General features: G+C 59.6%; 19 protein-coding genes and 1 pseudogene. 4 read left to right on the top strand and 16 right to left on the bottom strand.

The genetic code is table 11. The annotated features are described in order from the left end of the window. Positions 1-203: 203 nt before the first annotated feature. Complete coding sequence (locus C2L64_RS46395) at positions 204-1,163, top strand: D-alanyl-D-alanine carboxypeptidase family protein (RefSeq protein ID WP_103154065.1); 960 nt, start codon at positions 204-206, stop codon at positions 1,161-1,163. A gap of 515 nt (positions 1,164-1,678) precedes the next feature. Here C2L64_RS46395 and C2L64_RS46390 read toward each other — a convergent pair. Further along, the gene (locus C2L64_RS46390) at positions 1,679-6,178 is read right to left on the bottom strand and encodes a DEAD/DEAH box helicase (RefSeq protein ID WP_208648331.1); all 4,500 of its coding nucleotides are present in this window, start codon (positions 6,176-6,178) and stop codon (positions 1,679-1,681) included. Further along, the gene (locus tag C2L64_RS46385) at positions 6,168-7,499 is read right to left on the bottom strand and encodes a phospholipase D-like domain-containing protein (RefSeq protein WP_244212318.1); all 1,332 of its coding nucleotides are present in this window, start codon (positions 7,497-7,499) and stop codon (positions 6,168-6,170) included. The genes C2L64_RS46390 and C2L64_RS46385 overlap by 11 nt, the downstream gene beginning before the upstream one ends. A gap of 210 nt (positions 7,500-7,709) precedes the next feature. On the opposite strand from C2L64_RS46385, the gene C2L64_RS55355 reads away from it, so the two are divergent. Further along, positions 7,710-8,111 carry a hypothetical protein gene (locus C2L64_RS55355; protein ID WP_244212317.1) on the top strand — a complete coding sequence of 134 codons (402 nt, stop codon included), beginning with the start codon at positions 7,710-7,712 and terminating at the stop codon, positions 8,109-8,111. Between the two features lie 77 nt (positions 8,112-8,188). On the opposite strand, the gene C2L64_RS46380 is transcribed toward C2L64_RS55355, so the two are convergent. From C2L64_RS46380 to C2L64_RS46350, 7 genes are all read right to left on the bottom strand, one after another. Beyond that, positions 8,189-9,271 carry a hypothetical protein gene (locus C2L64_RS46380; RefSeq protein WP_158660614.1) on the bottom strand — a complete coding sequence of 361 codons (1,083 nt, stop codon included), beginning with the start codon at positions 9,269-9,271 and terminating at the stop codon, positions 8,189-8,191. A 313-nt stretch (positions 9,272-9,584) separates the two neighbouring features. Then, complete coding sequence (locus C2L64_RS46375) at positions 9,585-10,487, bottom strand: hypothetical protein (RefSeq protein ID WP_158660613.1); 903 nt, start codon at positions 10,485-10,487, stop codon at positions 9,585-9,587. A gap of 109 nt (positions 10,488-10,596) precedes the next feature. Then, positions 10,597-11,676 (bottom strand): patatin-like phospholipase family protein, encoded by a 1,080-nt coding sequence (locus tag C2L64_RS46370; RefSeq protein ID WP_103154061.1) that lies wholly within the window; start codon positions 11,674-11,676, stop codon positions 10,597-10,599. After that, the gene (locus C2L64_RS46365; protein WP_103154060.1) at positions 11,669-12,571 is read right to left on the bottom strand and encodes a diguanylate cyclase regulator RdcB family protein; all 903 of its coding nucleotides are present in this window, start codon (positions 12,569-12,571) and stop codon (positions 11,669-11,671) included. Before C2L64_RS46365 ends, C2L64_RS46370 begins: the two co-directional genes overlap by 8 nt. Next, a complete protein-coding gene (locus C2L64_RS46360; protein WP_158660612.1) occupies positions 12,568-14,940 on the bottom strand; it encodes a dynamin family protein in 2,373 nt (790 codons plus the stop codon). The genes C2L64_RS46365 and C2L64_RS46360 overlap by 4 nt, the downstream gene beginning before the upstream one ends. Positions 14,941-15,199: 259 nt before the next feature. Further along, positions 15,200-15,769 carry a GTPase gene (locus tag C2L64_RS46355; protein ID WP_158660611.1) on the bottom strand — a complete coding sequence of 190 codons (570 nt, stop codon included), beginning with the start codon at positions 15,767-15,769 and terminating at the stop codon, positions 15,200-15,202. Between the two features lie 63 nt (positions 15,770-15,832). Then, positions 15,833-16,876: a GTPase family protein gene (locus C2L64_RS46350; protein ID WP_103154057.1), complete on the bottom strand. Its 1,044-nt coding sequence runs from the start codon at positions 16,874-16,876 to the stop codon at positions 15,833-15,835. On the opposite strand from C2L64_RS46350, the gene C2L64_RS46345 reads away from it, so the two are divergent. Beyond that, a complete protein-coding gene (locus C2L64_RS46345) occupies positions 16,876-17,175 on the top strand; it encodes a hypothetical protein (protein WP_103154056.1) in 300 nt (99 codons plus the stop codon). The genes C2L64_RS46350 and C2L64_RS46345 overlap by 1 nt on opposite strands. Positions 17,176-17,419: 244 nt before the next feature. Here C2L64_RS46345 and C2L64_RS46340 read toward each other — a convergent pair whose 3' ends face one another. From C2L64_RS46340 to C2L64_RS53785, 4 genes and pseudogenes are all read right to left on the bottom strand, one after another. Continuing rightward, positions 17,420-18,691 (bottom strand): AAA family ATPase, encoded by a 1,272-nt coding sequence (locus tag C2L64_RS46340; protein ID WP_244212324.1) that lies wholly within the window; start codon positions 18,689-18,691, stop codon positions 17,420-17,422. Between the two features lie 36 nt (positions 18,692-18,727). Continuing rightward, positions 18,728-19,042: pseudogene (locus C2L64_RS55350) on the bottom strand (NERD domain-containing protein); the annotation flags it as partial. A 323-nt stretch (positions 19,043-19,365) separates the two neighbouring features. Then, on the bottom strand, positions 19,366-19,833 hold the full coding sequence (locus tag C2L64_RS46335; RefSeq protein ID WP_158660610.1) for a hypothetical protein: 468 nt from the start codon (positions 19,831-19,833) through the stop codon (positions 19,366-19,368). Continuing rightward, entirely contained in the window at positions 19,815-20,507 is a 693-nt protein-coding gene (locus tag C2L64_RS53785) for a hypothetical protein (protein WP_158660609.1), read from the bottom strand. The genes C2L64_RS46335 and C2L64_RS53785 overlap by 19 nt, the downstream gene beginning before the upstream one ends. Positions 20,508-20,742: 235 nt before the next feature. On the opposite strand from C2L64_RS53785, the gene C2L64_RS46320 reads away from it, so the two are divergent. After that, a complete protein-coding gene (locus C2L64_RS46320; protein WP_244212316.1) occupies positions 20,743-20,988 on the top strand; it encodes a hypothetical protein in 246 nt (81 codons plus the stop codon). 249 nt (positions 20,989-21,237) lie between these two features. Here C2L64_RS46320 and C2L64_RS46315 read toward each other — a convergent pair whose 3' ends face one another. From C2L64_RS46315 to C2L64_RS46305, 3 genes are all read right to left on the bottom strand, one after another. Beyond that, complete coding sequence (locus tag C2L64_RS46315) at positions 21,238-22,257, bottom strand: WYL domain-containing transcriptional regulator (protein ID WP_103154051.1); 1,020 nt, start codon at positions 22,255-22,257, stop codon at positions 21,238-21,240. A 164-nt stretch (positions 22,258-22,421) separates the two neighbouring features. Then, positions 22,422-23,240: an SIR2 family NAD-dependent protein deacylase gene (locus C2L64_RS46310; protein WP_103154050.1), complete on the bottom strand. Its 819-nt coding sequence runs from the start codon at positions 23,238-23,240 to the stop codon at positions 22,422-22,424. 21 nt (positions 23,241-23,261) lie between these two features. Continuing rightward, complete coding sequence (locus C2L64_RS46305) at positions 23,262-23,675, bottom strand: hypothetical protein (protein WP_103154049.1); 414 nt, start codon at positions 23,673-23,675, stop codon at positions 23,262-23,264. Between the last annotated feature and the right edge of the window lie 40 nt (positions 23,676-23,715).

Genomic DNA, 23,715 nt, shown 5'->3' with positions numbered 1-23,715 from the left:
ATCGCTCCCGCTGAACTGCCTTCCCTCTTCTGACCATCGCTGCGGGCTTCGGAGAATCGCGTCCGACGGCCCTAAAAATTCTGTTCGCCTTCCCACACCCGATCCTGATTCAAGCGACTACATTTATATTGTAGGAAGACGATCTTGCGCATGGAGTGGCCCTGCCTCCGAATTGCGGTTCGCAGTTCCGAAGTGAGAATGACATGAAGAAATTGATCTGCGCACTGCTGCTTGCGGCCACGTCTCTATGCGCGCGTGCTGGCACCCCGTCGCTCCACTCCCCTAGCGTGATCGTGTACGACGTCACGCGTGGCGAAGTCTTACTGGAAAAGAATGCTGACGATCTCCGACCCATCGCGTCGCTGACCAAACTGATGACCGCGATGGTCGTACTCGACAAGGCACAGGAGATGGGAGATACCCTGACCATTGACGAGGCTGACATCGACCGGATCAAGCACTCGGGTTCCCGGATACCTGTCGGTACGTCGCTCGAACGCGAGGCGATGCTTCGGCTTGCGCTGATGTCGTCCGAAAACCGTGCGGCGTCCGCCCTGTCACGCTCGTTCCCCGGGGGCCAATCGGCGTTCATCGAGCAGATGAATCTGAAAGCGCACAGGCTAAACATGTCCGACACGCATTTCGAGGATCCGACGGGACTTTCGCCGAACAATGTCTCGACCGCTCGCGATGCTGTCAAACTGGCAATCGAAGCGTCGCACTATCCGATGATCAGTTCATTTACCACGCTGACAGCGTACGAACAGACAATTGGCAGCCGGACCCGTTTCTATCGCAACACGGATCCGGTTGTCCGCTGGACGGATTGGGACGTTCAGCTCGCAAAAACCGGATACACGCGCGAGGCGGGTCGCTGCATCGTGGTCGACGTCGCGATGCCGAGAGGCCCGGTGATCATTGCGCTGCTTGGCGCACGTTCATCCAGTGCCCGCTCCGCTGATCTGGCCACGATCCGCAACTGGGTGAACGGCGATGAAACCCCCGTAGCCGTACCTTGGCTGTACCACGCCTCGGCGCATTCGCATTACAGCCACCCGGTCGTCGCCAGCCAACCGCATCGCGTGAAGGTGCGATTCGCGCCGACCGGCCCGTCACATCGCCACGCGTCGCGCCGCGTGATCGCCAGTCGCGCCGGTGCGTAAGCGCGCTTGATCCGGCAAGACACGCATCGCCGTCGACACCAGCGGTTTTTATGTCAAGCGGCCGCACTCGACCTGCCACACCCGCCCTTTCCCGCACCGCCCGCTATGCCCGCTGATCGGCCGTGCCTGACCTTCAAGTAGCGCTCCGTCAGGTTGCTATGAGTCGCTTTGCCGACATTCGCAGTTGGGCTTCGGCAAACGTTAGCGTTCACTGCTAGCGCACGGGTACTCGCGAGCCTTCTGAGGCGTCCGGCGCGCTGCCAGGCGAACGGCTGGTCGCAAGTGCCCTTCGGACTTCCATTTATACGCCGGTGCAGTAGTCTATGCGCGCCGCGGTGCTCTGAGATATGCGCACTCTCGCTCGGTCTGGGACATGCCGCGCTGCGTCGTCCCATAGACAAAATGATGCCCTGTCGAAATCTGGACCTTCACGATCAACGCGGAACGGCCAGGTGTCTTTTGCGCTCGACCGGGGTACGCGCAGGGCTGCGGCACCAGGCCGCAGTCACCCGCCGTTATGGTACCGTCTCCGGTTCGACTGCCTGAATCAGCGTGTCCCGACAACCTTTACGCTGAAAGGTTGACAGCTCCTGCATCTTCTTCTTCACAGCTTTCCATGCTTCGAGCAGATCAGCACGTGCAGTCTCCCACGCTGCTGGATGGTGATAGAGCACCACGAAGCGGTACTTCTCGTCGGTAGACGCAAACGCGGCCGCTCCATTTGCAGCCTCGCCTTCCCACACCTGCGGCAATGCGTGCGGAAGCTGCTCGAACGTCGAGAGTTGCAACTCCGGCTTCTTGCCTCGCGTGGTCGTGCTTGCTACCAACTCCCAGACCACTTTCGGGCCGGATATGACGTGCTCACTGCAAATTGCACCATTCAGATCCAAGTACGCCTGAATACGAAAATGTTCCTTGCCTGCCGCGCGCAGATGCAAGATCCCGCCATCCAGAAGGGCCAGCGGCATCTTCTGCAAGGGACGCTCCGAACTGTCCTCCTCTCCTTCGTAAAGTGCAGCCAATACTTCATCGAAAACGTCACCAAACCATCCCTGAACACCAGCAAGCAAGTTGCCGCATGCCTGAAGATCAACGTTTTTCATGCTTGATATGTTTCCTTCTGCAAGGGTTTTTAGAAGGCGTGAAACGCGCAGATCCGCATCGCCGCCGTACGCTTGACTAACGGAAGCAAGCGCCGGAAATGCAGTGCGGGCACGATATTCGCGTACTGCATGTTCGCCGGGATGCTTAACCGTGGACCGGTAGTAGAGCGCGATTCGCCCCATCTCCTGCGAGAGCCGCGTCAGAAGGGGCGCGTCATCGCCCGATGCGGCACTGACTACGACCGCGAACCACACCGTGTCGGCATCCGCCATCAGATAGCCCCAACGTCGCCCACTGTTCTTCGCCGCGAGCCAGCGCTGCAAGTTGCGTCCATCCGCCGTCGCGAGTGCCGCGGCCAACGAGCAGACCGCCGTGCGCAGCAGCAGGAAGTCGTCGCCGATCGACTCCAGAATCACCTTGCCGCTCAGGTGCTCCCGTGAGGCAAACGCGTATGACATGTCCATCTCGCGGCTGACAGTATTGGTTCGTTGATCGAACGCAAAGCCCTCCAGGTCGACATGCCCGACCGACGTCTGATCGCCCTCAGCCAGCGCGACGCTCAGTGAGCGCCCGGTTGAGCAGGCGCCCGGCACAAGAATCTCCTCCGTGCAGACAATGGACGCATCTTTCGGAGCGGACCGGGATAGACGGAGTACACCCACCGCCATGTCCAGCATGCGTCGCGTCAGACGGGTCGCGCCCGGTCCTGTCGGCACGATGCGCGTCACGCGGAGACAGTTGAACGCCGGCAGATATGCCGCCGCTTCGGACGCACTATCGACCGTTTGCGTCGCAGGCACCCGTTCGTCGCTGCCCTTGCGGCGAATGCCGTCGGGCAATGTGATCGCGGCAGGCGCTGCATTTTCCGCAACCAGTGCCAGCGCTGAGACAGGAAAGAACACCCCGTCGGTGTGCGGTGAATTGCCCTTCGCCGCAACCTGAATCGACTCGTCATCGTCGAACGTCGAGAGATCCAGTTCGCCAATCTCATCCTTCCGTTTGCCAAGGTCCATGCGCAGATCGCTGACAATCTTGGCGCGAATCACGCGCTCGACCTGGAAGTGATCGAGCGTCCCGTCTAGATACGGAAAAGCCACACCCAGACGCGGCAGTTCGGTTAGCGATTCGCCTTCGATGCGTTCAAAGCGCTCGATCCGTCGTCCAATCAGACTGCCCAACCGGTCGATCCGCCCGATGCGCTGTTCCAGATCGCCCGAGGTCCACGCGACGCCATAGTGCACGACGTTGTCGCAGAAGAGATGCATGTCGACGCCCTCTTTCAGCACGTCCGTACAGATCAGCACGTTCGGATGCGTCGGAAACTTGAACTGCGTCACCGCGTTCTGATTGCGCAGCCGGCTCGAACGCCCAATCACGGGCGACATCTGGCGAAACGCAAGATGCACGCGCTCGCGGTAAATCTCCTCCCAGCTGACCGCTGCGCCGCTACGCAGGCATTTGTCGACGATCAGATCGAAATGCTCGATCCAGCGACGAAACATTTCTTTCCAGTTATCGATGTAGGCGGATAGCCCGTGACCTTCCGTGCTTTGCCGATCGCATTCGAGCAGCCACATCAGCTTCTCGGGCAACTCGGTCGCGCCATCCGGCGTGCGGTTCAAGTGCGTATGGAGAATGAACAGATCGACGAGGAAATCGGTCTGCCTGATCGATTGCAGCACGCAGAGCTGCAATGCCGCCAGCTTCCAGGCATCGTCCCGATGATCCGCGGCCCCGTTGAACAGCCAGCCGCGAGCCGGATCAGCGGACAGTTCGTCGACCCGCTCGCGACCCAGAACGATCTGTAGAAAGCGCAGCCAACGTGCGGCATTGTTCTTCCAGTGCTTCTCGTTCGCCTCGCTGACGAGTTCTTCAGAAGGTTCTGGCCGTTTCAGAAGGAACCCTCGCAGCGGATTGCGCGACGCGTCCTTCGTACTGAGCAAACGCGAGCCGAACGACACCAGCATCCCGTGACGCCCGCCTTTTGCCGCCCGTTTCAACGCCTCGAAATAGGGAAGATCGAGCGCGTCGCGATAGGCCGTGCGGTGCGATTCGGCGCCCGAAGGTTCGTCGCTGCCGGACTCCTTCATGCTTTCACGCTCCGCCTCTTCGTCGGCCTTTCTCTCCGCTCCGATCACCTCTTCGTCGGCGTCATCCATCGCGCCCGCTGCGCCCGTTTCCCAGAACGCATCCTTGACCCATGGCGTTTTGCCGTTTGCACCCAAGGCAGGTTGCATCAGGATGCATCGCCATGTCTCGATTCGCTGATCGAGCTGTCGCTGGAACTTCACGTTCAGCAGATCGCGGATTTCTTCGACGGTGTCGATACGGCGCACGAAAACGAGTGTCTTCTGATAACTGCCGTTCGCGAGGCTGTGTGCAAACAACGCATCAGCGGCACGATTCAGTTTCGCGTGCGGCAGCGAGGTCGTGTGCTGCGTGGTCCCAAGGCGCACATCCGGCACATTCATCGCGTCGACGAAGCTACGATTGAGTTCGTCGATGGCGGTGCGATCCACCGATACGCCCGGCTCCTCCTTCGTGCCTTGCTTCGCGTCGCGCACAGCCTCGTATTCACGCTCGACGGCCGGTTCGGCAACGTGCGCCTTTTTGCGCCCCAGCAGACGCCCGACAGAAGTCGACAACGATTCAAACGAAGCGCACTCGCCAAGACGGAATCTGTTTCCCTTTCCCGCGAGCACACCGACGAGGCGTTTCTGCACGAGCGCCATCGTGAGCGAGAGGAACGGATCATTCGACCCCGCATAGCGAACGCGCTCGTACTTGCGGTACTGGATTTTTCCGTAGTGCCTGTTGTGCCTGTCCGCATAAGTGCGTGTCCGGCGGACCATGAAGTCCGGCAGCAGCGGCACCACATCTCTCACGCCTTCGGGCTGCGCGCGCAATTGCCAGGTCATGCGGCTGCACGATGTCTGATACTGGCAGTCTCCGCAATCACGCGGAATCTCCAGAATGCGATTTTCGCCAATCTTGTGCGCAGGTTGGCGGCAAAGATAGGTATCGAGACTGCGAATGTCACTCGCTCTCGAGTGCAGCGGAGTCGCACTCATGAACAACCAGCGTTTGACATTCCGGCGAAAAATGCCGGCGATATGCCGATTCTGGAAATTGGTCGTATGACGCAGATACTGTGCTTCGTCGAAAATGACCAGATCAAGCGGGTGATTGGGAATGGGCTCATCGTGCGCGTCAAGGCTCGAACCATTCGTCATCAGCGCCGCGATACGCTTGCAGTATGCCGCGCTCAATGCGTGCGTGAGCTCGCCCTTCTGCGTCTCTGACAACGTTCCGCGCGTCGTGCACAGCGCGCGTTCGTCGTCTTCGAGATCGGCCAGTGACGACACGCCGACCAGCGACCGGTATTCGTCCAGTATCGAGGCCGCGTCTTTGCCCTTGAAAGTCAGCGGGCGACTAAACGACGAATAGCGCAGCAAATGAATGCGTGCATCGCCAAGACTCAGCGAACGGACGAAATCGCGCAGGCTATGGTGAAGATGCAGATCCTCGACTTGACGGGCATTGACTGTGTCGAGCAACCGGTCATCGAGCAACCGGTAACAGGTTCGCAAAAATTCCGACCACTCGCTTTGCCACTGACGCTGCAGCGTCGCGCTCGAACAAACAATCGCCACGCGTGAGTCGGGATTGCGCAGGAATTGCGTCGCGATGACACCCATTGCTTGCCGGGTCTTGCCCATGCCGACTTCATCAGCCAGATACGCGAAGGATTTTGTTTCCAGCAAATGCCAGAGTGCGGCTACCCCTTTGCTCTGAAGCACGGCTTGCGCGCTTGGCGTCGAGCGCGTGGCGTCATGTCCGTCGAAGTCGATGTAGGAACGAACGGCCTGAGCGGTCAGCCCGTCTTGAATGATGTCCGTCTTATCGACCATGATTGCCTCCCGCCTGGTGACTCACTTCCCGCTGTAGCTCCTCATGGAACCAGCTCAGGAATGCTTCGATGCGTTCGGGGGTCGCCTCGCCGAACATCGATCGAAACGATTGCGACTCGCCGAGCAACTGCGTCATCTCGGCGCCAAGCACGCTGATTTCGGTCTCGATGTCGCTGCGGAATGTTTCAGTCGATTTGAACTTCGTCGTCTTGTCCAGACGCGCGACAACATCGCGCATTTCCGACAGCTGGATATACCGGCCGATCTTCTCTTCATGCGTGATCGCCGCCTGCCCGGTGATCGCGCGATAAAGCGTCACTGCACCATAAGGTGCGAGCTTGTCGTAAGGGTCGCGCTCAGCCGCTGCTTTCGTCTGGTAGTACTCTTGCAGCTTCCAGGTAGCCTGGAAAAGACCGAAAAAGTCGAAGGTCGGATCGGCGGACTCTTCCTCGCCATCGCCCGTGCCATCTGCAAGCTCGGAAAGAACGCGCTCGCGGGTCTTGCCGGTCGTCGCAAGTGGATTGAGGCTTCGCAGCAGTTCGAGAACCCGGTTGAGGCGCGGACGCGGCAGATAGCCGAGTTGATCGTCGCCGGCGTTGAGCTGGGTGATCAATCCGCGAAACATCGCCGGTTCATCTTGAGCGAGGCGGTAGTGGACCGAGAACGATCGCACCGGTTGTGCGCCTTTGTAAACCCAGGGTTGCATGACGCACGTCTCGCCGGCGGCCGCAGTAGCGATCGTCCAACTGTACGCACCGATCGAAAGAACGAGATCACGGACCGGCTCGCTACCCGTGACGGTCAAATGCGCGCGAAATTCACCCGCCGTCCAGTCATATAGTACCGTCGCATCGAAAGGCGGAAGCGGCGGCGCGCCGTCCTCCTCATCATCCTCATCAACCGACGCAAAGGAAGGATCGGGTAGCAACCGCAGTTGCGCTTTCCAGGGGTCGGGCGCAGCGCCGAGTTCGTAGCGCAGCATCGCCTCGATATTCGTCAGCGTCTGATTCCCGGCAGAAAGCATCGCCGCCTGAGTGAAATTCGCCGAGCCGATGCACAGTACCCGCTCCTGTCCGTTCTCAAGCAGCAGCGCCTTTGCATGCGTATAACGTTCGCTATCTTTCTCGAACGCCGCGAACGTTCGGTCCGTCAGGTTGACGGTATCCACAGGGAAGCGGTACTTCCCATCGGCTGTCAGCGATGGCACGAAGCGGCATGTCTTCACGCCAAGCGCCTCGACCAGTTGATCCACGGCGCTCCAATAAGGCGAAACAACCGTCGCCGCATGCCAGGCTACGTCGCCCTTCAACGCGTCGAGCATCGATTCGCTCCCGCTCTTCTGCGGCAACGACACATGTAATGACGGTGTAGCGCGCGTATGCGGCACAAGGTTGTCGTCGCGAAGCACGGCTTCGTGCAATACGCGCAGAATCTCGCGGACGCCGCCCTCTTCCTTGTCCTCTGATGTCGATCCGAACTGAAGTGCTGCCTGGCCGCGAAGCCACTCGAACAGGAGATTCAGTTCCGACGCGTGACGAGACGTGACTGGCGTCATCCCGACGACCTCGCGATTGACGCCCCACCCGGACAACGTCAGATTGCCGCTACCGACCGACATCCACAAGCCCGGTTGTTGCGTGTCCTTCAGCGTACCGAACATCAACATCAGCTTTGGATGAAAGCGGCCATCGGCAAGGCCGACGGGCAGCAAACCGTAGCGCATGTCGCCTTTTGGTTCGGGACAGGTCGAGCGATCACACACCACGAGGCATCTGAGCGTCTCGAGGTCAGCGTTGATCGCGTAGCGTGTTTCCGAGGCGCCTTTCAGATCGTCGACCGTGTCTCCGACCAGCAGCGGCAAGACATTCGATTCGAAAAACTGCGACGCGAAATTGAACGTCGTGAACAGAACATAGCGCGGATGATCGGCTGAGAAACGGTCCCGGATATCCTCTAGCGTCGCGCGCATTGCCCGGTCGATGCCGGGTTTCGATATTTTCATGGTGGTACTCAAAATACCTGCCCGTAGAGGTTCGACGCGGTGTTCATGTAATAGTCATTCATCCACGGGTGTCCTTTTTCGAGCCGCGCCGTCGCATCCTGCACATTGCGATCGCCGGCGACGGTGACCAATACGACATCGCCCTCGATCACCACCATCGGGTCACGCCCGCGTTCTTTCATGCATCGCGCGTGATAAGCGGCCAGCTCACGCAAGAACGCCACCGGTACGGCATGGTTCGCGGCGCCCGCTGCAGATTCAGTGTTGGCAAGAAGGCGCGCGAGTACCTGCATGTGCTTCATCCGCGCGGAATCCTGTTCGGCCCCAAGTGGCAGGAAGCGGGTGGCGCGCTTGCCCATCTCCGGCTGATATCGGCTCAATTCGCCTGCTATGAGTTCCAGCCTCTTGCCAGGTGAGCCACGCATATAGTCGAACACGTCCTGCATGACCAGGAGAAACGGCTCGCATCGAAGGACACAGTCAATCTCGTGATCGAGCGACGGTGACACGAGTCTTTTGACGCGGCCCTCGAATGTCAGTTTTTCCGTCTCGTCCGCTTGCCGTAGCGCGAGAAAATCACGAGCCAGCGATTGCTGGTCCGTGTCGCCGAACAAACAGTTCTGCAGCGTGTCGCGAAGCGTGTTCGGATCGAACACACGCGTCAGCGCATTGTTGAGCGCACCATTGAGATGTTTTCCGGGGAAGAGCCGCGTGGCTGAGGATTTGAGAGGCCCGGCAAGCGCTTCGATCAACTCCTCCGTCGCCTTTTGCGTCCAGCACTTGCACAATTGACGAGCAACGTCGGCCTGAACGGTCCAGGTATCATCGACGAGCCGGGCGCGCCGGCAACTGCCGCGGTAGTACTGATAGAGCCCGTTCGCAACGGTCTTGGCCGACGCCGCCGTCACGTAGAAATTCTCTTCTGCGGCGGCCAGCGCGTTGCTGCCGAAGCAGTGGGCTGCACCGTCTTGCCGGTATAACCAGTACTCGAGCAGCCCTTCCATGAGCCGGAAGAAACGTCGACGCGCGCCCTCGCGTTCCAACAGCCTTTGCATGCTGTCCTGATCCGCAAGCCATTGAATCAGGACCACGGCCTTGATGCCGGTGACCTGTGCGACAGGCGACGCCAGATTAGGCACGAGCCGGCGTCCGAACGCGCTCCATACCGGCAACAGGCCAAGGGGATCGCGACCTCCCGACGATCTGCTCAGCGCAGGATCCACAGCCGTGAAGTACGGAAGATAGATGTCCGGTGTACGGGTATCGAGTTCGGTCATGCACATTCCTGGAAGTCGAATCGCTTCAGAGAGTACATATTCTGAAATGACAAACGGACAAAATTTGTCCCAATAACGCCGCTCGCGCTAACCACAACATCGTTCGCAGTGTCGCACGTGCTATTCGCTATAGATTGGGGGTGAGGCATCGCACGTCGTAACCGATCATAAAAAGGGATGCTTCGAAGGCGTGGTGCCGTGAATGCGGCTGGGAACTCAGCAAGTTCGGCGCTCGTCTGAGCACGTCTTCAATGATCCAGCCAAGCCGTAGCTTTGCCGATGCCCAGCGTGCTGACATATCGGCATCCTGGTAGCGCATCACTGTGCCGGTAGAGATGAGTGCGTCCGGGTGCAGACCAATTAACATCCGGCGAGATTCCGCGGCCATCGTCGGGAACAAGAGCTTGCCTGGCACCTGCTGCCAATCGCGGTGCGTCTCGATACGATATACCTCGACTAGCGATGCGATTGCAGCGGCGACGCGTGAGTCATAAATGGGCAGCCCGTCGCCCGATGCCAATGCGTAGATTTTGGTCAACATGGAGTTCACCAGCTCGATCACGTGAAGCTGATCAAGTCTTCCTCGCTTCAGGCTAAACGCTTCACGTGCAGCGACGAGGTAGTCGACCAGTTGCCCGTTGGCATGCTTTACGTTAAGGAAGGGGCGCGCGCCTCGACCGGAATTGCGCTCGCCGCCCCAGCGGAAAATAGCCTCACATGCTGTCATAACGGCGTCGGCAGATTGACTTTCCAGCGCCGTACGCAATTTCTTGCCGAGACGCGCAAGGCTCTGCGCCGTACTATCCCAGCACAACGAGTCCACCTGGGTGCCGTCGTCGTCCTCCCAGTTCGCGCGCCATACATACGTATCGGTCAGGCTATCGAAACCCTGCACGTGCCTGACAACGGCAGTCGGCACGCGTGCCGATCTGTTGATATTCAGATCCACCAACAGTCGATCGGCAAAACCAGCCAGCCATTCGACAAATGCGTTGACCTCGATGTCATTCAGAAATTGCTGCTGGTTCATAAGGTTCGCGTGTTCAATCCGGTACGCCACCATGCAGGCCACCCCTGCGGCGCACATATCCCGCCTCGACAGAGCACCCACACAGGTTTTCTGTCTAACAGGTCTTCGTTCACAAGTCGCGACGCAAGCGTGCCATTGCATCAGCGAGGCGCGCTTCATTCGAAATACTTTGGGCCTGCTTCGCTTCCAATATTTTTTCCGACTCGCGCAGCGCACGCCTGGCCGCATCGGGCCGCATGATGCGCTGAGCGCACGCAAGCGTGTCCTCGTAGCCCTGCGCGATCCACGAGGGAATCCGCGTTGAGTCGAAGCCGAGCAGATCGCGATGGTCGAGCAAGCTAGGGTCGCGCGCGATTGCGCGCTGCGGGCGGATTTCCAGCACGGTCGCCTGCGGGAAATCGCGGCGCGACCACGGCGAGTCGTCGGACAGATGCACGACGATCAGCATGTTGCAGCCCGCATCGAGTAGCGCACCCGCAGGCGTATTGCCCTGCATCGTGCGCCAACCTCCGATGCCACCATCGGAATAGCGCTTGCCGTCGATCGTTTTCGCCGCGTAGATCACCGGAATCGCGGCGGACGCAAGCAACGCTGCCTTTTGCTCGGTTGCCGGCAAGCTTTGCACGTGCACGTAGGCGGACTCGGGTGTGTCCATAACTCCGGCTTCGGCGGCAGCGATGCGAAGCAGATCGTCGAAGGGGGACTGCGACCGGAACAGCGAGACATATAGTGGCAAGCCGGCCTTCAGCGCCGCCGGATCGAGATACTCGTCCATCAGCGCCTTGAGAGGTGCATCGCTGGCGAGGCTGTTTTCCAGCCTGTCGAGCGACTTTGCCAGATCGACGTCGAGCGCTGCGGCGGCGAGCCGCGCCGCCTTGAGCACGCGGTCGAGCGCGTGCGTAGGCGCCAGCGCGACACCCGCCGAGGACAGCATCGTCAGATAGCCGAACGCCTGAAACTCCACCGGCGAAGCCTGCGCAAGCCGGTCCCATAGCTGGGCCAGATGCGCATGCGCCTTCTGCGGGGTAACGGCAGACGCCACGATCGCACCATTGAGCGCGCCGATACTCGCGCCCGCGACCATGTCGACCTGCGCGCCGAGTTCCGCCAGCGCGCGCATGACGCCAACCTGATAAGCGCCCTTGGCACCGCCCCCCGAGAGCACCAGACCTACCTTGAGTTTATCCACGTGCAGGCTCTCCAAAGAGTTCGCGTACCAACGCATCGCCGATGCGCCTTGGGGTCGCGCGCAACGGCATTTCGAGCGGCAGGCGGTCAGGCGTATGAGCGATGGCGAACGCGACCGGACAGCGCGCCGGGTCCAGCGTGTCCCCGAGGTAGGAGAGTGCCGCCGCACCTTCGAGTTGCTCAGGCGCGCTGCCCGACGTGAGCCACCATGACGAATCGACCCGGTCGTGCGTCCCGCATCGGGCATCTTCAGCCAGCTGAGCGGTCACGCGGTTCATCGCGTCTTCGACAAACGCATGGCGTTGCGGCCCGTTCTGATAGCGGCAGTAGTCGCCAAATGTGCCCCACCACAGACATTCGAGCGCCGCATAGGCCCGGCCGGCCGGTGAGAGACCTGCAAAGCGACCCGCGCGCCAGCGGTTGAACACCTGATCCAGATTCAACTGCACGCGCTGAATGAAGTCCACGCGTGCGAGTTCGCTGGCGAGCGCATCGAGTCGCTTCTCCAGACGCGACGTGCTCATCCGCAGTTCATCCCTGACATTCGCCGAGCAATCCGCCACATCCGCGAGCTCGAGCATCATGCGGTTGACCGTGTCGTGCACGCGACCAATCGCGAGATTGCTGTGCGCGACGGATTCCGTCAGCTCCGTCAACCATTGCAGCGTGACGTCGAGACCTTCCGCGAAATTCTGGTTCAGGCGCCATTGGCGCTCGGCGCTGCGGCCCGTGAAGCCCTCCCAGCAGCGCGTGAAGAAACCGTTGCGACCAGTCTGCCCGGCCAGCCGTCCTGTGGACTCGGCGACGCAATTGGCGAAGTCGACCACCAGCTTCTCAGGAAGGCAAGTCAGCGTCTTGCAGACCGCCGACTCGATATCGATGGGCGCTCTGCTCATGCCTGCTCTTCCACCTCATCGGACAGCCAGTGCTGCGTCTCGCGACGCAGCTCCTCGCTGTCCTCGCGCGCGGCCGGCACATTCTGCATCAAGACAACCAGCTCCTCGATCAACCGGTCCTTCTCGGCCTTGTCACGCTGCTGGTCGCGCTCGCTTTGCATCAGCGTGCCGCGAATCTTCTGGACTTCGCCCTTGAACACGGCGAAGAACTCGCCCGTCGCCAGGTTGACTGGCTCCTTGACCGATGCGTGGATGCGTTCTGCGAGACCATCGAAGCTCTCGCCGATTCGTCTGGCGACCATCTCCTTCACCGTGCCAAGATGGATCTCCGAGTATTCGACCGAAACGCTATAGTCTTCCCAGCCCCAATCGTTGGTATTGAACCAGCTGCAGACCTTGCCCCATGTACCCGATTGGCGGCGCTGGCGCGTGACCGTGCGCGTCTTGTGCTGAATCGCATCGGCCAGCATCTCACCACTCGAAAACTCGATGGTGTCGAGCGCGATCATCGGGATGACCAGCTTCACCGTGAAACCGTCTTCGCCGAGGCGTTGGTTCAGGTCGCCGATAATCCGGTGAGCTGGCGCCTCGACGTGGTCGCTAAAGCGCTTCCTGAAGTCCTCGATCAGTTGCATCAGATCGTGCTGCATGTCGCTTTCCGCATGCGCCATGACTTCTTCCACCCGCGAGCGGATGGTATCCATCAGTTCCGTCGCCTTGCTCGCGTCATCGAACTGAATCGTCTCCATGTTCGGATTGAAGTCGGTATCTCCGCCGGGATTGAACGCCTCCCCGACCGCCTTCGCGAACGATGCGAGGATGCCGCTCAACCACGGCGCCGACTCGCCAGAGCGCAATGACTTCTTGATGACCTTGCGCGATCGCGGCTTCTGCTGCTCGATCGCCGCTTCCAGTTCGGCCATCTTGCCTTGCTGGAAGTACAGATCCACAACGGCCTCGACGTCCTTCTGGCTCCTCGAGAATCGCTCGTCGACCGTGCCTGCCATATCGGCCAATGCATTCTCCGTCGCCTTCTGAGCCGTCTGTTCCAGCTCGCCAATCTTACGGATGTCCTCGACAATGGCGTTGATCTGCGCGTGCAGCTTCTGTGCGTCCTGCGCAAGGCCGGTTTTGCGAATGTCGAGAAAGTTCGACGCGTCGCCAGTGAGCTTGATGAGCTTCTGCGCAGCCGAGTCGATCGCAAGCGCCGCCGCACGTGCGTGCGCGTATTCGATCACGTCCGTGAGTAACGTCTGGAAATTCGACTTCTTCCAGAGCTTCCCGGCGGCGCTCTCGACCTTTTCGGAATCGTCCAGGTCGTCTTCGTCCCAACTGCTGCCCATGGCCTCAGTGGCGAAGTCTTCGACCCAGCCCTCGGTCTTCGGGTCAGGCAGGTGCCCCTGGGCGGCCAGCACGGTCCGCGCCCGGTTCGCCAGATAGCCGCGCTTCGACGAAACCGGGAAAACGTCATCCGGGCGTACCACCTCTGGCAGCAGCTTGCCGGCGACGAGCGCACGCACGTCGTCCGCATCGTCGCCGTTGCGGTCTCGCTGGTCGAACTTGTTCACGAGCGCATAGGTGCGCGCGCCACCGATATCCACCAGTTCCTTGCGCAGTTCAGCGTCGGCGTCAGACTTGAGCTGCGTGAAGTCGAGCACCGCGAGAATCGCCGATGCGTTACGCAACTGCTCGCGTAGCATCTTGCGAAGATGGGGTTGACCCGCCTCGTTCGGTCCCGGGGTATCGAGCAGCGCGAGACGCCCCTGAAAGTCCGACCTGCCGCGCAAGTGGCCGAATTCCACCTCGATCACGGGAATCGCTTCGATGTGGCTGTAGCTGTCGAACGGGAAGTCGACGCCCATTTCGCCAGCAAGACGAACCAGATCGTTCAGGCCTTTGAGGAAACGAAAGATCTCGTCTGCGCCTTCGTAGCACTGCTGGAACTCGCCGCCGCTCTTCACGAGCTGCAGCAGGGCCACCATGTCCTTGTCGTCCTGCAGTCCTCGAATGATTTCGCTATGCTCGGGACGCGCAGCCGCTTCCGCAAGCGTGCGCATCAACGCATTGATTGGCTCTGTGCGGTCAAGCTTCAGGACCGGTACGATCTTGCCAGGCGTGTGACGGATCAGCGTCGGCAGCGCGGTCATCGGGCGATTGCGGTTCGGCAGCACTTCCGCGCCCACGATCGCATTGATCGTCGTTGATTTGCCGGCCTTCATGGTGCCAACAACGGCAAGCACCATTTCGAGCTGTTCAACCTTGCACTGCTCGCTATGCATCTCGCCGATGCGAATGCGCGTCGATTCGAGATCAAAGATCTGCGGCTCGTCGCGCTTCGGCTCCGCCACGATGCCTGGGTTCAGTGTCATTCTCTCCAGCAGCTCGCTACCGTACTGGAGCAATCGCGTAGCCTCTTCCCGAAGCGTTTCAATGTTCTTTTCGTGCATATCTGTCGTTAGCTTTTAAGCGAGAAATGGTAAGCCCACTTCACGGGCAACCATGTGAGTTAACTGCTAATGGTTCGTCTCGAGCCTCGATGTGCGTGATGCGCGTGGCGCCTCCGGCCACGACAGTGACCAATGTAACAAGCCAGATGAGCCGTATCCTGAGGGCCGGCTTGCGGCTCTTTCACTCTCCCTTCGCGAACCTTTGCACATGCTTCACACCCTCCCGCGTACGGTTGCTGAAAAACACGAACTTCAATTTCGCGGGAGCGGCCAGCTTGCGCCGCAAATCGCGCTCGACCGCGACAGCCTCTTCCACTGTCAGTGATTCCGCGAACGATCGGGCAATGCACATCGATTTGCGCGACTCCATTGCACGCTGAAACATCAGGCAGTCGGCATCATGCAGCTTCCCGCTAATGACGAATACGAACGCATCGAATGCTGCGAACGGGAAGTTCGGCGCGAAGGCATTGACCGGGTGGTTCAGCGTATCGTGACCCGGTGCGTCGACGTACACTTCGCGCTCGTGAAAGCTGAGCAGTTCGCACGCCGGATCCGTGGACCAGTCGGTCGCGTCGGTTTGAGAGCCGATGCACGGCAGGGGCCTCACTTGCGCATCGGTCATGTTTTTCAGAAGCGAGGATTTGCCCGCGCCCGGCTGACCGAAGATGGCGACCTTCCGACCGGGCACGCGAGCCAGTTCCTTACCGAGACGCTTAATGTTGAATCTGAGAATGGAATCCGGAGACACTACGGGTCTGCGCCGTTCTAACAGGCTAGCGATCGCCGCCGGCAGGATAGCCTTCAGCATGGGTCAAATCACAAGCTTGTTTTCGATGATCTGCTTTGCAAGTTCATGACAGTCGTCAAGATACATGCTACCCACATTGCTCGTGATGACATAGCCGAGTGTCGCCGCTACGCCCTGCCCCACAAATGGCACGTACTTCGAGAACTGTTTGAGCGCCTCTCTGCCGATGCAGCGCTTCAGCAACTGCATCAGCCCTTCACGTGCGGCATAGGAGACCACGTTGCTGGCAAGCCTGCCTACTACGGGAATAGCCGATTGCTTCAGCTTGTCTAGCGCAGCTTCATCGAGTCCGTAGGCTTGGCGAATTCCCGCAAATAGCCCGACGAGAATCGAAAGATCGACTGCGATGTCGGCGCCAGGAATCGGATTTATCGCGTTGACCGCCGAAGCTGCCGCTGCCGTCACGACGTATTTTTCGCATGCCTCCTTCTTCTCCTCAAGGAACCTGGCACTATAGGCCTTGGCATCGCGCAGCCATCGCTCACGTTTGGCGCCGTCGAGGTTGTTCTTGATCTCAGTGTTTAATTGATCGAGACCTTCGGAAGTGCGACAGCTCGTGAAAATGGTTTTTACTGGGACCTCAAGGTTCTTGCTGATGTCCCTTTCCTTGCGCGCCTTAAGTTCCTCTATCCCGACGCCTTCCTCCCACAATTCATCTACCTTGTTTACCACGTAGATACACACCTTACCTTGCTTGTGCAGTTCGCGAAACAGTTCCGTGTCGGCCTGATGGAGCTTACCGCTGGTCACGCAGAGAAAGAGATCGAAGTTCTGGAGCTGGAAATCGCTGAAGTAGCTGGCCTTCGGAAATCTCGATGTGCCGTAACCCGGCAAATCCACAAAGCGCAGGCCATTTACCTCATAAGGCGTGGCATCGACAGTCTTGTCCGTTTCCACCCCGACTTCTGCCACTCGCTTGCCGACGATCTTGTTGATCAGCGACGATTTGCCCGCGCCGGGTTGACCAAACAACGCAACGGAAACTGTCGTATTGCGATCGCGCTCAAGTTCTTCGCGCATCTGATTTGCTTCGTGATGAATCGACATTGCTTTGTATCCTGTTTTTGTTAGTGTGCGACCATGCTGCTATCGATCCGGACTATACGGTACGCTCCGGACAAACGCCGTCCCGTGCGGCGGCGCGCAATCGCGACTTCGTGGCGACGGATGAGATCAAAAGTGACGGAACGGCTGTGATAACGGCATTCCAGAACAAATATTTAACGCGCAGAGGCGGGCGTAGTGCCGTTGACTTCTGCCCGCAGGATGCACCGGCCATGTTTGAGCAGCTAACTGGTGCACTTTTGATGCTACCGGTGTTCAGAACGACGCTGATGGGAGGGTAAGGGTAAAAACGTCGGCGAACTGGACGTGAAACCGTGAACGAAGGCGTAATCGTCCGAATCGCGCAGGTTCTCGCGATCTTCACGAAAATCTTTCGACAGATCAGTGACTTGCGTGACTCAGATTGAATCGTGTCTTCAAACACGCGTGTACAACCCGCAAACACTCGGTGCCAAGCGTCGCGGTCCGCGTGTCGATCCGACAAACGATCGTCAAGATGACATGGCACGATGCCGCCCGCTCCATTCACATGGCCGTCAGGCGCGACTCCAGCGCCCGCACCGCAGTGTCCGAAATGACGACTTCTACATGCATCCGCGCCCGGGTCAACCCAACGAATAACAGTTGCGGCCACAACGCATCCGAGCGATCAAAGTCGACTTCAGTGAGCACGATTGCGGGTGCTGATTGCCCCTTGAAGCGTCGAACCGTCTCGATCATCAGCTCGCCGTCAGAGTAGATCGGCTGTCCCGCCTCGTCATACTCGCCCGTGAACTTCCTCAGCTTCCATTCCGCCAGCATGTCGTCAGCCAGTAGCGCAGAATGGCCCCGCCCGCGCCAGCACAACACGACGATGTCGTCCGGTGCATAACCGGACTGGATGCATCGGCGAACTGCGTCAGAAGTCGCTTGCGCAACATTCCGAGCAGCGGGGCTGTAGACCGTGAATTCCGGCGGCACGCCGGCGATCGGCGCACAGGGCGCGATCGGCTCTTCGGTCAAGCGGAGCAGGTTGATTGTTTCCACGATCTTGCGCGGGCTCCGGTAATTCTCCCGGGCCGTCATCATCACGGCGTCGCTGATTTCGATCTGCACTCGATCCGTGTAGACGCATTGCTCGGGATCCTCGAGCAGATAAATGCGGCCGTTTTCCTGCACGCGCGAGATCAGCGCCTGCACCCACGCCGCCTGCATGTCCTGCAGTTCGTCGATCACCAGCACATCGAGATGAGGCACGGCGCGCTGCTGTTCCTCAAGATAGCGCTGTGCAAGTGCCTCGAAGTCTTGTGAAACTCGCGGTCGTCCAGCAGCCTCCCAGCACAGCTGATGGAAACTGCTGACCTCGACGTCTGACGGCGCGAACACGCGCATCTGATCGGCCAAAGGGCGGTTGAAGCATACATACGAAGCCGCTTTCAGCGCCACACGCGACTGTCGAAGCAACGCGAGCGCGAGTTGGGTCTTGCCTGATCCGGCCGTTGCCCGCACGTGGATGACGCCGCTCACCACATTGATGCGAGGCACCCAACGCGCCAGCCCGCCGGAAATCTCGTCGACACGTCGCTGGAGCGTGCCCCTCAGCGCCGAGATGTCGGGCTGGACGCGAATGCGGTCGAGCATGAAGGCGCACACCCGTTCTTTATTCGGATCGGGCCGCCCAGCGCCTAGCCGGCGTTGGATGAATCCTGTCATATCGCGGCAATCTTCCGCGTCCGCGATACGTTCACGCGGGTAATTCACCGTCCCGTGATCGCCAATTCGATAGTGTGGCAAAACGAGGCAATGCAGCAGGCGCACGTCAATGCCCTCAGCTTTCAAACGCTGCAGAAGCGACCTGAACTGCCAGCTCGCCTGCCGACCGACGTCCTTTCGCTGCAAGCCATATTGCTTGAACAGACCGTCGCCAGTCATGTCGACTTCGCCCGCTTTCACCTCAAGCAACGCGACGTCGCCAGCGCTGTTGACGACAACGATGTCGAACTCGCCGTGACTGTCGCGATGCGGCTCGGCGCGCGTCCAGTCGACGCTATGAAACAGCTCGTAGCTCTCCGGCAGGCCATCAGCTAACTTTCTGAGAATGTCGAACTCGGCATGCTCGCCCGCGGACGCCACGCGAATCTCTGTCAACGGAGGGTGGACTCTAGCCATTCTTGTTTCGTTGAAAGCCGCGCTCGACGCACACATGCTCCACGATCCATGCCATCGAAAGGCGAAGCACGACGCGTCATGTCATGCGCGGTAAAGCAAAAAAAAGGAATAACGGCTTGCGGCGGATGAATCCGCATCGGGCGACCTGCCTGACACAAGAATATTCAAGCGATATGCCCGGACCGCACGCCGTTCAGCACGCGGCCTCGCAGAAAGTCATACAGGCATGTTATCGGCATGTTTGGGGGGAACTTTAGTGCGGGCGGTTAATCTGCGTATCGCAATACGATGAGTACTGGAATTCGCGACGGCCATAGAGCGTGTCATCGCAAACGTTTGGTGCCACGCAGATCTGATACATACGCAATGGCGTCAGACCTTCCTTCATCCCCCTTCTTCGCTGAAGTCCCAGGCGCTCCCCATTCACCGACATCGAAAGTACAAAGCGCAACGAGCGTGATCACGAACGAATCCGCAATGAACCACATCCCCAAAGCGCCGACAAGCAACGGGTTCACCTGCTGCTCCGGGTTGTGCCAGCGCGCGTACAGGTTGTAGAGCAAGCCGATAACGACCCAAACCCCGAAATAGAGCTGCATGTCTTGCAACAAATGCTCGGCGAGCCACCCCGACGCCAGACCGTAAATGCACATGGCCGGCCAGAGCACCTGTAGCGCTCCAGGAATCAGCAGGCCTTCAGATCCGCTACCTGCTGGATCGCAACCTGTCTGTCGACCGACGGCAGCCCCGTATATGACGAAGCGATCGACATTCAGCGTACGGCTGCACAACCCACACTCCAGCTGCGCAGCCCGCGTCGCTGACATGCCCTGAAGATGGCGGGACAGGCTCTTCGACAAGCCGACCACGACTTGCGCTTGAGCGACGGATTCGAATCCGATTGACCGAGGCGGCCGATGCCGGCGGCGAGATCAGAATCGACTGATGCGAGCATGGGCTTCACATCGGCGGCGGCCTTTTCCGTTTGCATCGAGTCGATGTACTTGCGGCCGAGTGCGGACCGCATGTCGGCTTCCGTCAACGCGAGAGCATGCGACTCGCTGTGGGCCGCCGCATCGAATCGTTCGATGAGTGCTCGCGCGTCGGCCATCTGCTGAGTAATGACGCGGTGCTTCTCGGTTGCCGTCACGAAATCTACACGATTCTTCAGCAAGGCCACTTCTAGCGCCGATAACTGAGGCTGATACGCCAGCACTTTTTCCTGTGTCCGAAAAAGTACGATAGGCGCCGACCAGTTGCGGTTGACGGCGTAATGCCCATCAAAAACAGATACGACATCACGCCGACAACGATCAGCAGAAGAATCGATGCCATCGTGATCCGATACGTGGAAACAATAGTGTTTTGAAAGCGCTTGAAGTTCATAGACTGATTTATTTTCTTTTTCTCGCCTGTTACGTCTTCGTTCCTTCGAACGACGAGGCGGCACCGTAGGTGCTCGCATGGACAAAACGTGTCTCTATTGATCGCTTCACGTAGCGACACGTTTCGGGGATTGTAGCGAAGCGTGTGGATCGGATCGATACGTCCGCCGTCGAAGGCCCGAGCGAAATTTAAAAACCGGTCGGGACAATTCGTGTCCCGATACGATTGCGAATCGCTACGAGAATGCGGACAGCATTTGTCTCAAGGGCCTCCCACAATCTCGATCACGCAATCACTGGGAGTGCCCGATACCTATGACGAAGCCGACGAACCCGATTCGCACGAACATCTCACACACGCCGCGCGATAACGGGCGGACGCTGAGCATCGCATTGCGGCTTTGGGGATTCGACCAACTGGAGGTTCAGCCGTGGATGGGCGAGTTGCCCGATATGAACGGCACGATTGTCTGGAAGATTTCACGTGTCAGGCGCGAGACCGATGCTGACATCGTCGTGCATCTGGTCAAGCCTGCGCGCCGCGCCGACGATGCGTTTTGACCTGAGGGAACAGACGGCGTCGTGAGGCGCGACGTGCTGCGCATGATCGCGCAGCAGCTTGATGCGGAATAAGCGTTGCCGCACGCGTTACTACATTTGTTCGATCAGTTGCGTCTGCGCCCGGTTCGACATCACGACGACAAGTTTCGTCGTCACGTGTGTCGCACCGACGAACAGACGCCAAAACACCGTATCGTATCGTCGAACTGTTCGACTCCGACTTCGGGCTTCATTGCCTGGCGCGACCTGCTATTTGCTGTAGATACTCGCAAGCTCCGCCGCTTCCGTGGCAAGCTCCGCGCGCAGGTTGGCGGGTCCGAGTACTTCGACGTTCGGGCCGAACGAACGCAACCACCAGCGTAGCCTCTGACTCAGCATGACAGTGCCTTGTACATGCAGCGCATCGCCTTTGCGCGTGTTCTTCTGGTCCGTCGACATGGGCGCTTCGAGCAGATGCTCTCCCGCGCCGCTAAAGAACCTCAGCTTGAGCAGCACTTCCTTCTCGACCATGAAGTCAAAGTTACGTTGCTGTCGAACATAGGTATCGAGTGCAAACGACTCAGGATAGGCGAATGATTCGAGCATAGCTTTGGCGTCGGTAAGGCGATCGAGACGATACATCGTCGGATTGGCCTTGCCTTCCGTGCCCGCGACGAGATACACGAGGCCGCCCACCTCTACGAGACCGAACGGAAGGACGACCTTTGCCTGGTCGTTGTCCGTCTTATGACGCGGACGATACACAATCTCCAGCTTGCGCTCCTCGAACAGCGCTCTCGACACCGCGGTGAAGTGCTCGCGTTTGATCGGGGGATAGTGCAGCGCGAACCCCCCGCTCTCCACCGCAACCTTGCTGGCCCAGCGCGAATATTTTCGCTCCGTTTCGCTATTCGTCTTCTTCAACCGCGTCTCCGCGATCTCGAACAGCGGCGTCAGCGAATCAGCCACCAGTTCCGGAATCTGCCGCGAGGAGAAGCGCTTGAGCGTCTGGAGCGCCAATGCCTCATCGAAATTGATCATTGTGCCGGCCTTGGCCGCAAGGCCGCTCGCGCCTGCCCTCCTGCGCCAAACGGAGGCCGTGCCGCGCTGGTCCATCTCGACAAGACCCTCTTCCTCGAGGCGCGCCAGATGCCGATAAATCGTCTTCGACGAGGGCAGGTTTGGCACGGTGCTCGTCAGACGCCGGTAGACATCCGGCGTGCTCAGGTAATCGCTTTGCGTGGCTGCGTCGGGGAGGACGCGCATGATTTCGCGGTCGATGTCGGACATTGGACGATATTCGCGTGAGTGGATGGTCCCGGGTTTATCGGCACTTTTTGTCGCTTTCTTGAGCTTGGCTTGAACGCCAGTGTGCTGCACGAGAATAGCCAGCGGCCAGTCATCCAGATGATGCGTCGAGACGCGCGTGCGCCTCGACGTAAGGGTCCCCTGTGTCAGTTTAGAGCGAGCGCAGCGTCGATAGCCGACAGCACGTCGAGTGCAGTGCCGCGCAGACCAACACCCTCGCCCACCACCTCGGTTTCGTCGAGATTGATGCGAATCAGCGGGCCGCGCACGGACTCCGCGAACATGCGCACGCTGGGAACGGCGGTCCCCGCGCCCAGTTCGATCACGGCGGGCCGTAGCACCGGACGCAGCCAGATACGCAGCCGTTCCCACTGCGCCGACGTGCGCGTCTCGACCCAGTGGTTGTCGTCGAACAGCAAGAAGTTCGGCCGCGCGAGATGACCGCACTGTGGACATCGCGGCAGGGCGGGAGATGTCAGCGTGTCGACATCGACGTTATCCATCAGACTGCCCGATGCCCAGAGCCCGTCGCTGCACGGCCGGCCGCACTGCATGAAATTGAGCGTGCCATGGCACTCCAGCACGCGCGACTCGTCATAGCCCGCCGCCTGAAAATGGCCGTCGACGTTGCTCGTGAAGACAAAGGCGCCGTGACGCGCGCGCTCGGCCCACTGCTTGAGCATCGCGTAGCCCGCGTGCGGCGTGCATCGCCGGCAGACCTGCAACGCGCGTCCGTAGAATTGCCACGCGTCGACGGGCTTCTTCACGAAGCAGTCGCCCTGCGTGAGCGAGCCGACGTCGCGCTCCGTCATGCCCGCCGGCAGCAGCGAAGTCCACAGGCCGCCCGTGCCGCGAAAATCCGGCAGGCCGGAGTCCACGCTCATGCCCGCGCCAGCGGCGATGATGATGGCGTCCGCGTGGCGAATCCAATCTGCGGCGCGTTGAATGTCGGTGTTATCGATCATGATCCGTTCTTCTTGTTGTAGTTAGAAGTCTTCGGCCCAGCGTTCCCAGAAACCCGGTTCATCGTGATGCGCATTCTTCTGCGCGGACTGGAGATCGAGGATAAGAAAGCGCATGTGCGGCATGCGCAACGAGCCATCGGGGAATTCGAGGAACGCTTCGAGCGCGCGATACGATGCGTCGTTCCGGTCGTACGGCACGTCGAGGTAGATCGAGCCGCGATAACTCCTCATGACGGTTTCGCTGGCGACTTCGCCGCACGGCTGCCATGCGTAGCCGTGCGAGTCGAGCCATTCGACGATCGTCGCCCGAGCAGGATGCGCTTCCCAGTGATGAGGCGAACGTTCGCCATTCGGGTCGTCGAAGAACGTGACAAAGAGCACGTCCCGCCGCTTTTGACGCGCAATCGCGTCGATGTGTTCGATGATTCTCGGCATGGCATCCTAGGTGTGTGATGGATGGCATGTATCGTCACAC

Source organism: Paraburkholderia hospita (assembly GCF_002902965.1).
Taxonomy (GTDB): domain Bacteria; phylum Pseudomonadota; class Gammaproteobacteria; order Burkholderiales; family Burkholderiaceae; genus Paraburkholderia; species Paraburkholderia hospita.
This window is presented reverse-complemented; position numbering and strand designations above follow the sequence as displayed.

Excerpts from the sequence above, each read along its gene's own strand:
- C2L64_RS46310 (WP_103154050.1), bottom strand. The coding sequence starts at position 23,240 with ATGATCGATAACACCGACATTCAACGCGCCGCAGATTGGATTCGCCAC.
- C2L64_RS53785 (WP_158660609.1), bottom strand. The coding sequence starts at position 20,507 with ATGCGAGCACCTACGGTGCCGCCTCGTCGTTCGAAGGAACGAAGACGT.
- C2L64_RS46350 (WP_103154057.1), bottom strand. The coding sequence starts at position 16,876 with ATGTCGATTCATCACGAAGCAAATCAGATGCGCGAAGAACTTGAGCGC.
- C2L64_RS46360 (WP_158660612.1), bottom strand. The coding sequence starts at position 14,940 with ATGACACTGAACCCAGGCATCGTGGCGGAGCCGAAGCGCGACGAGCCG.
- C2L64_RS46305 (WP_103154049.1), bottom strand. The coding sequence starts at position 23,675 with ATGCCGAGAATCATCGAACACATCGACGCGATTGCGCGTCAAAAGCGG.
- C2L64_RS46395 (WP_103154065.1), top strand. The coding sequence starts at position 204 with ATGAAGAAATTGATCTGCGCACTGCTGCTTGCGGCCACGTCTCTATGC.
- C2L64_RS46365 (WP_103154060.1), bottom strand. The coding sequence starts at position 12,571 with ATGAGCAGAGCGCCCATCGATATCGAGTCGGCGGTCTGCAAGACGCTG.
- C2L64_RS46390 (WP_208648331.1), bottom strand. The coding sequence starts at position 6,178 with ATGGTCGATAAGACGGACATCATTCAAGACGGGCTGACCGCTCAGGCC.
- C2L64_RS46315 (WP_103154051.1), bottom strand. The coding sequence starts at position 22,257 with ATGTCCGACATCGACCGCGAAATCATGCGCGTCCTCCCCGACGCAGCC.
- C2L64_RS46385 (WP_244212318.1), bottom strand. The coding sequence starts at position 7,499 with ATGCTCGACGCGTTGAAGGGCGACGTAGCCTGGCATGCGGCGACGGTT.
- C2L64_RS46375 (WP_158660613.1), bottom strand. The coding sequence starts at position 10,487 with ATGAACCAGCAGCAATTTCTGAATGACATCGAGGTCAACGCATTTGTC.
- C2L64_RS46320 (WP_244212316.1), top strand. The coding sequence starts at position 20,743 with ATGACGAAGCCGACGAACCCGATTCGCACGAACATCTCACACACGCCG.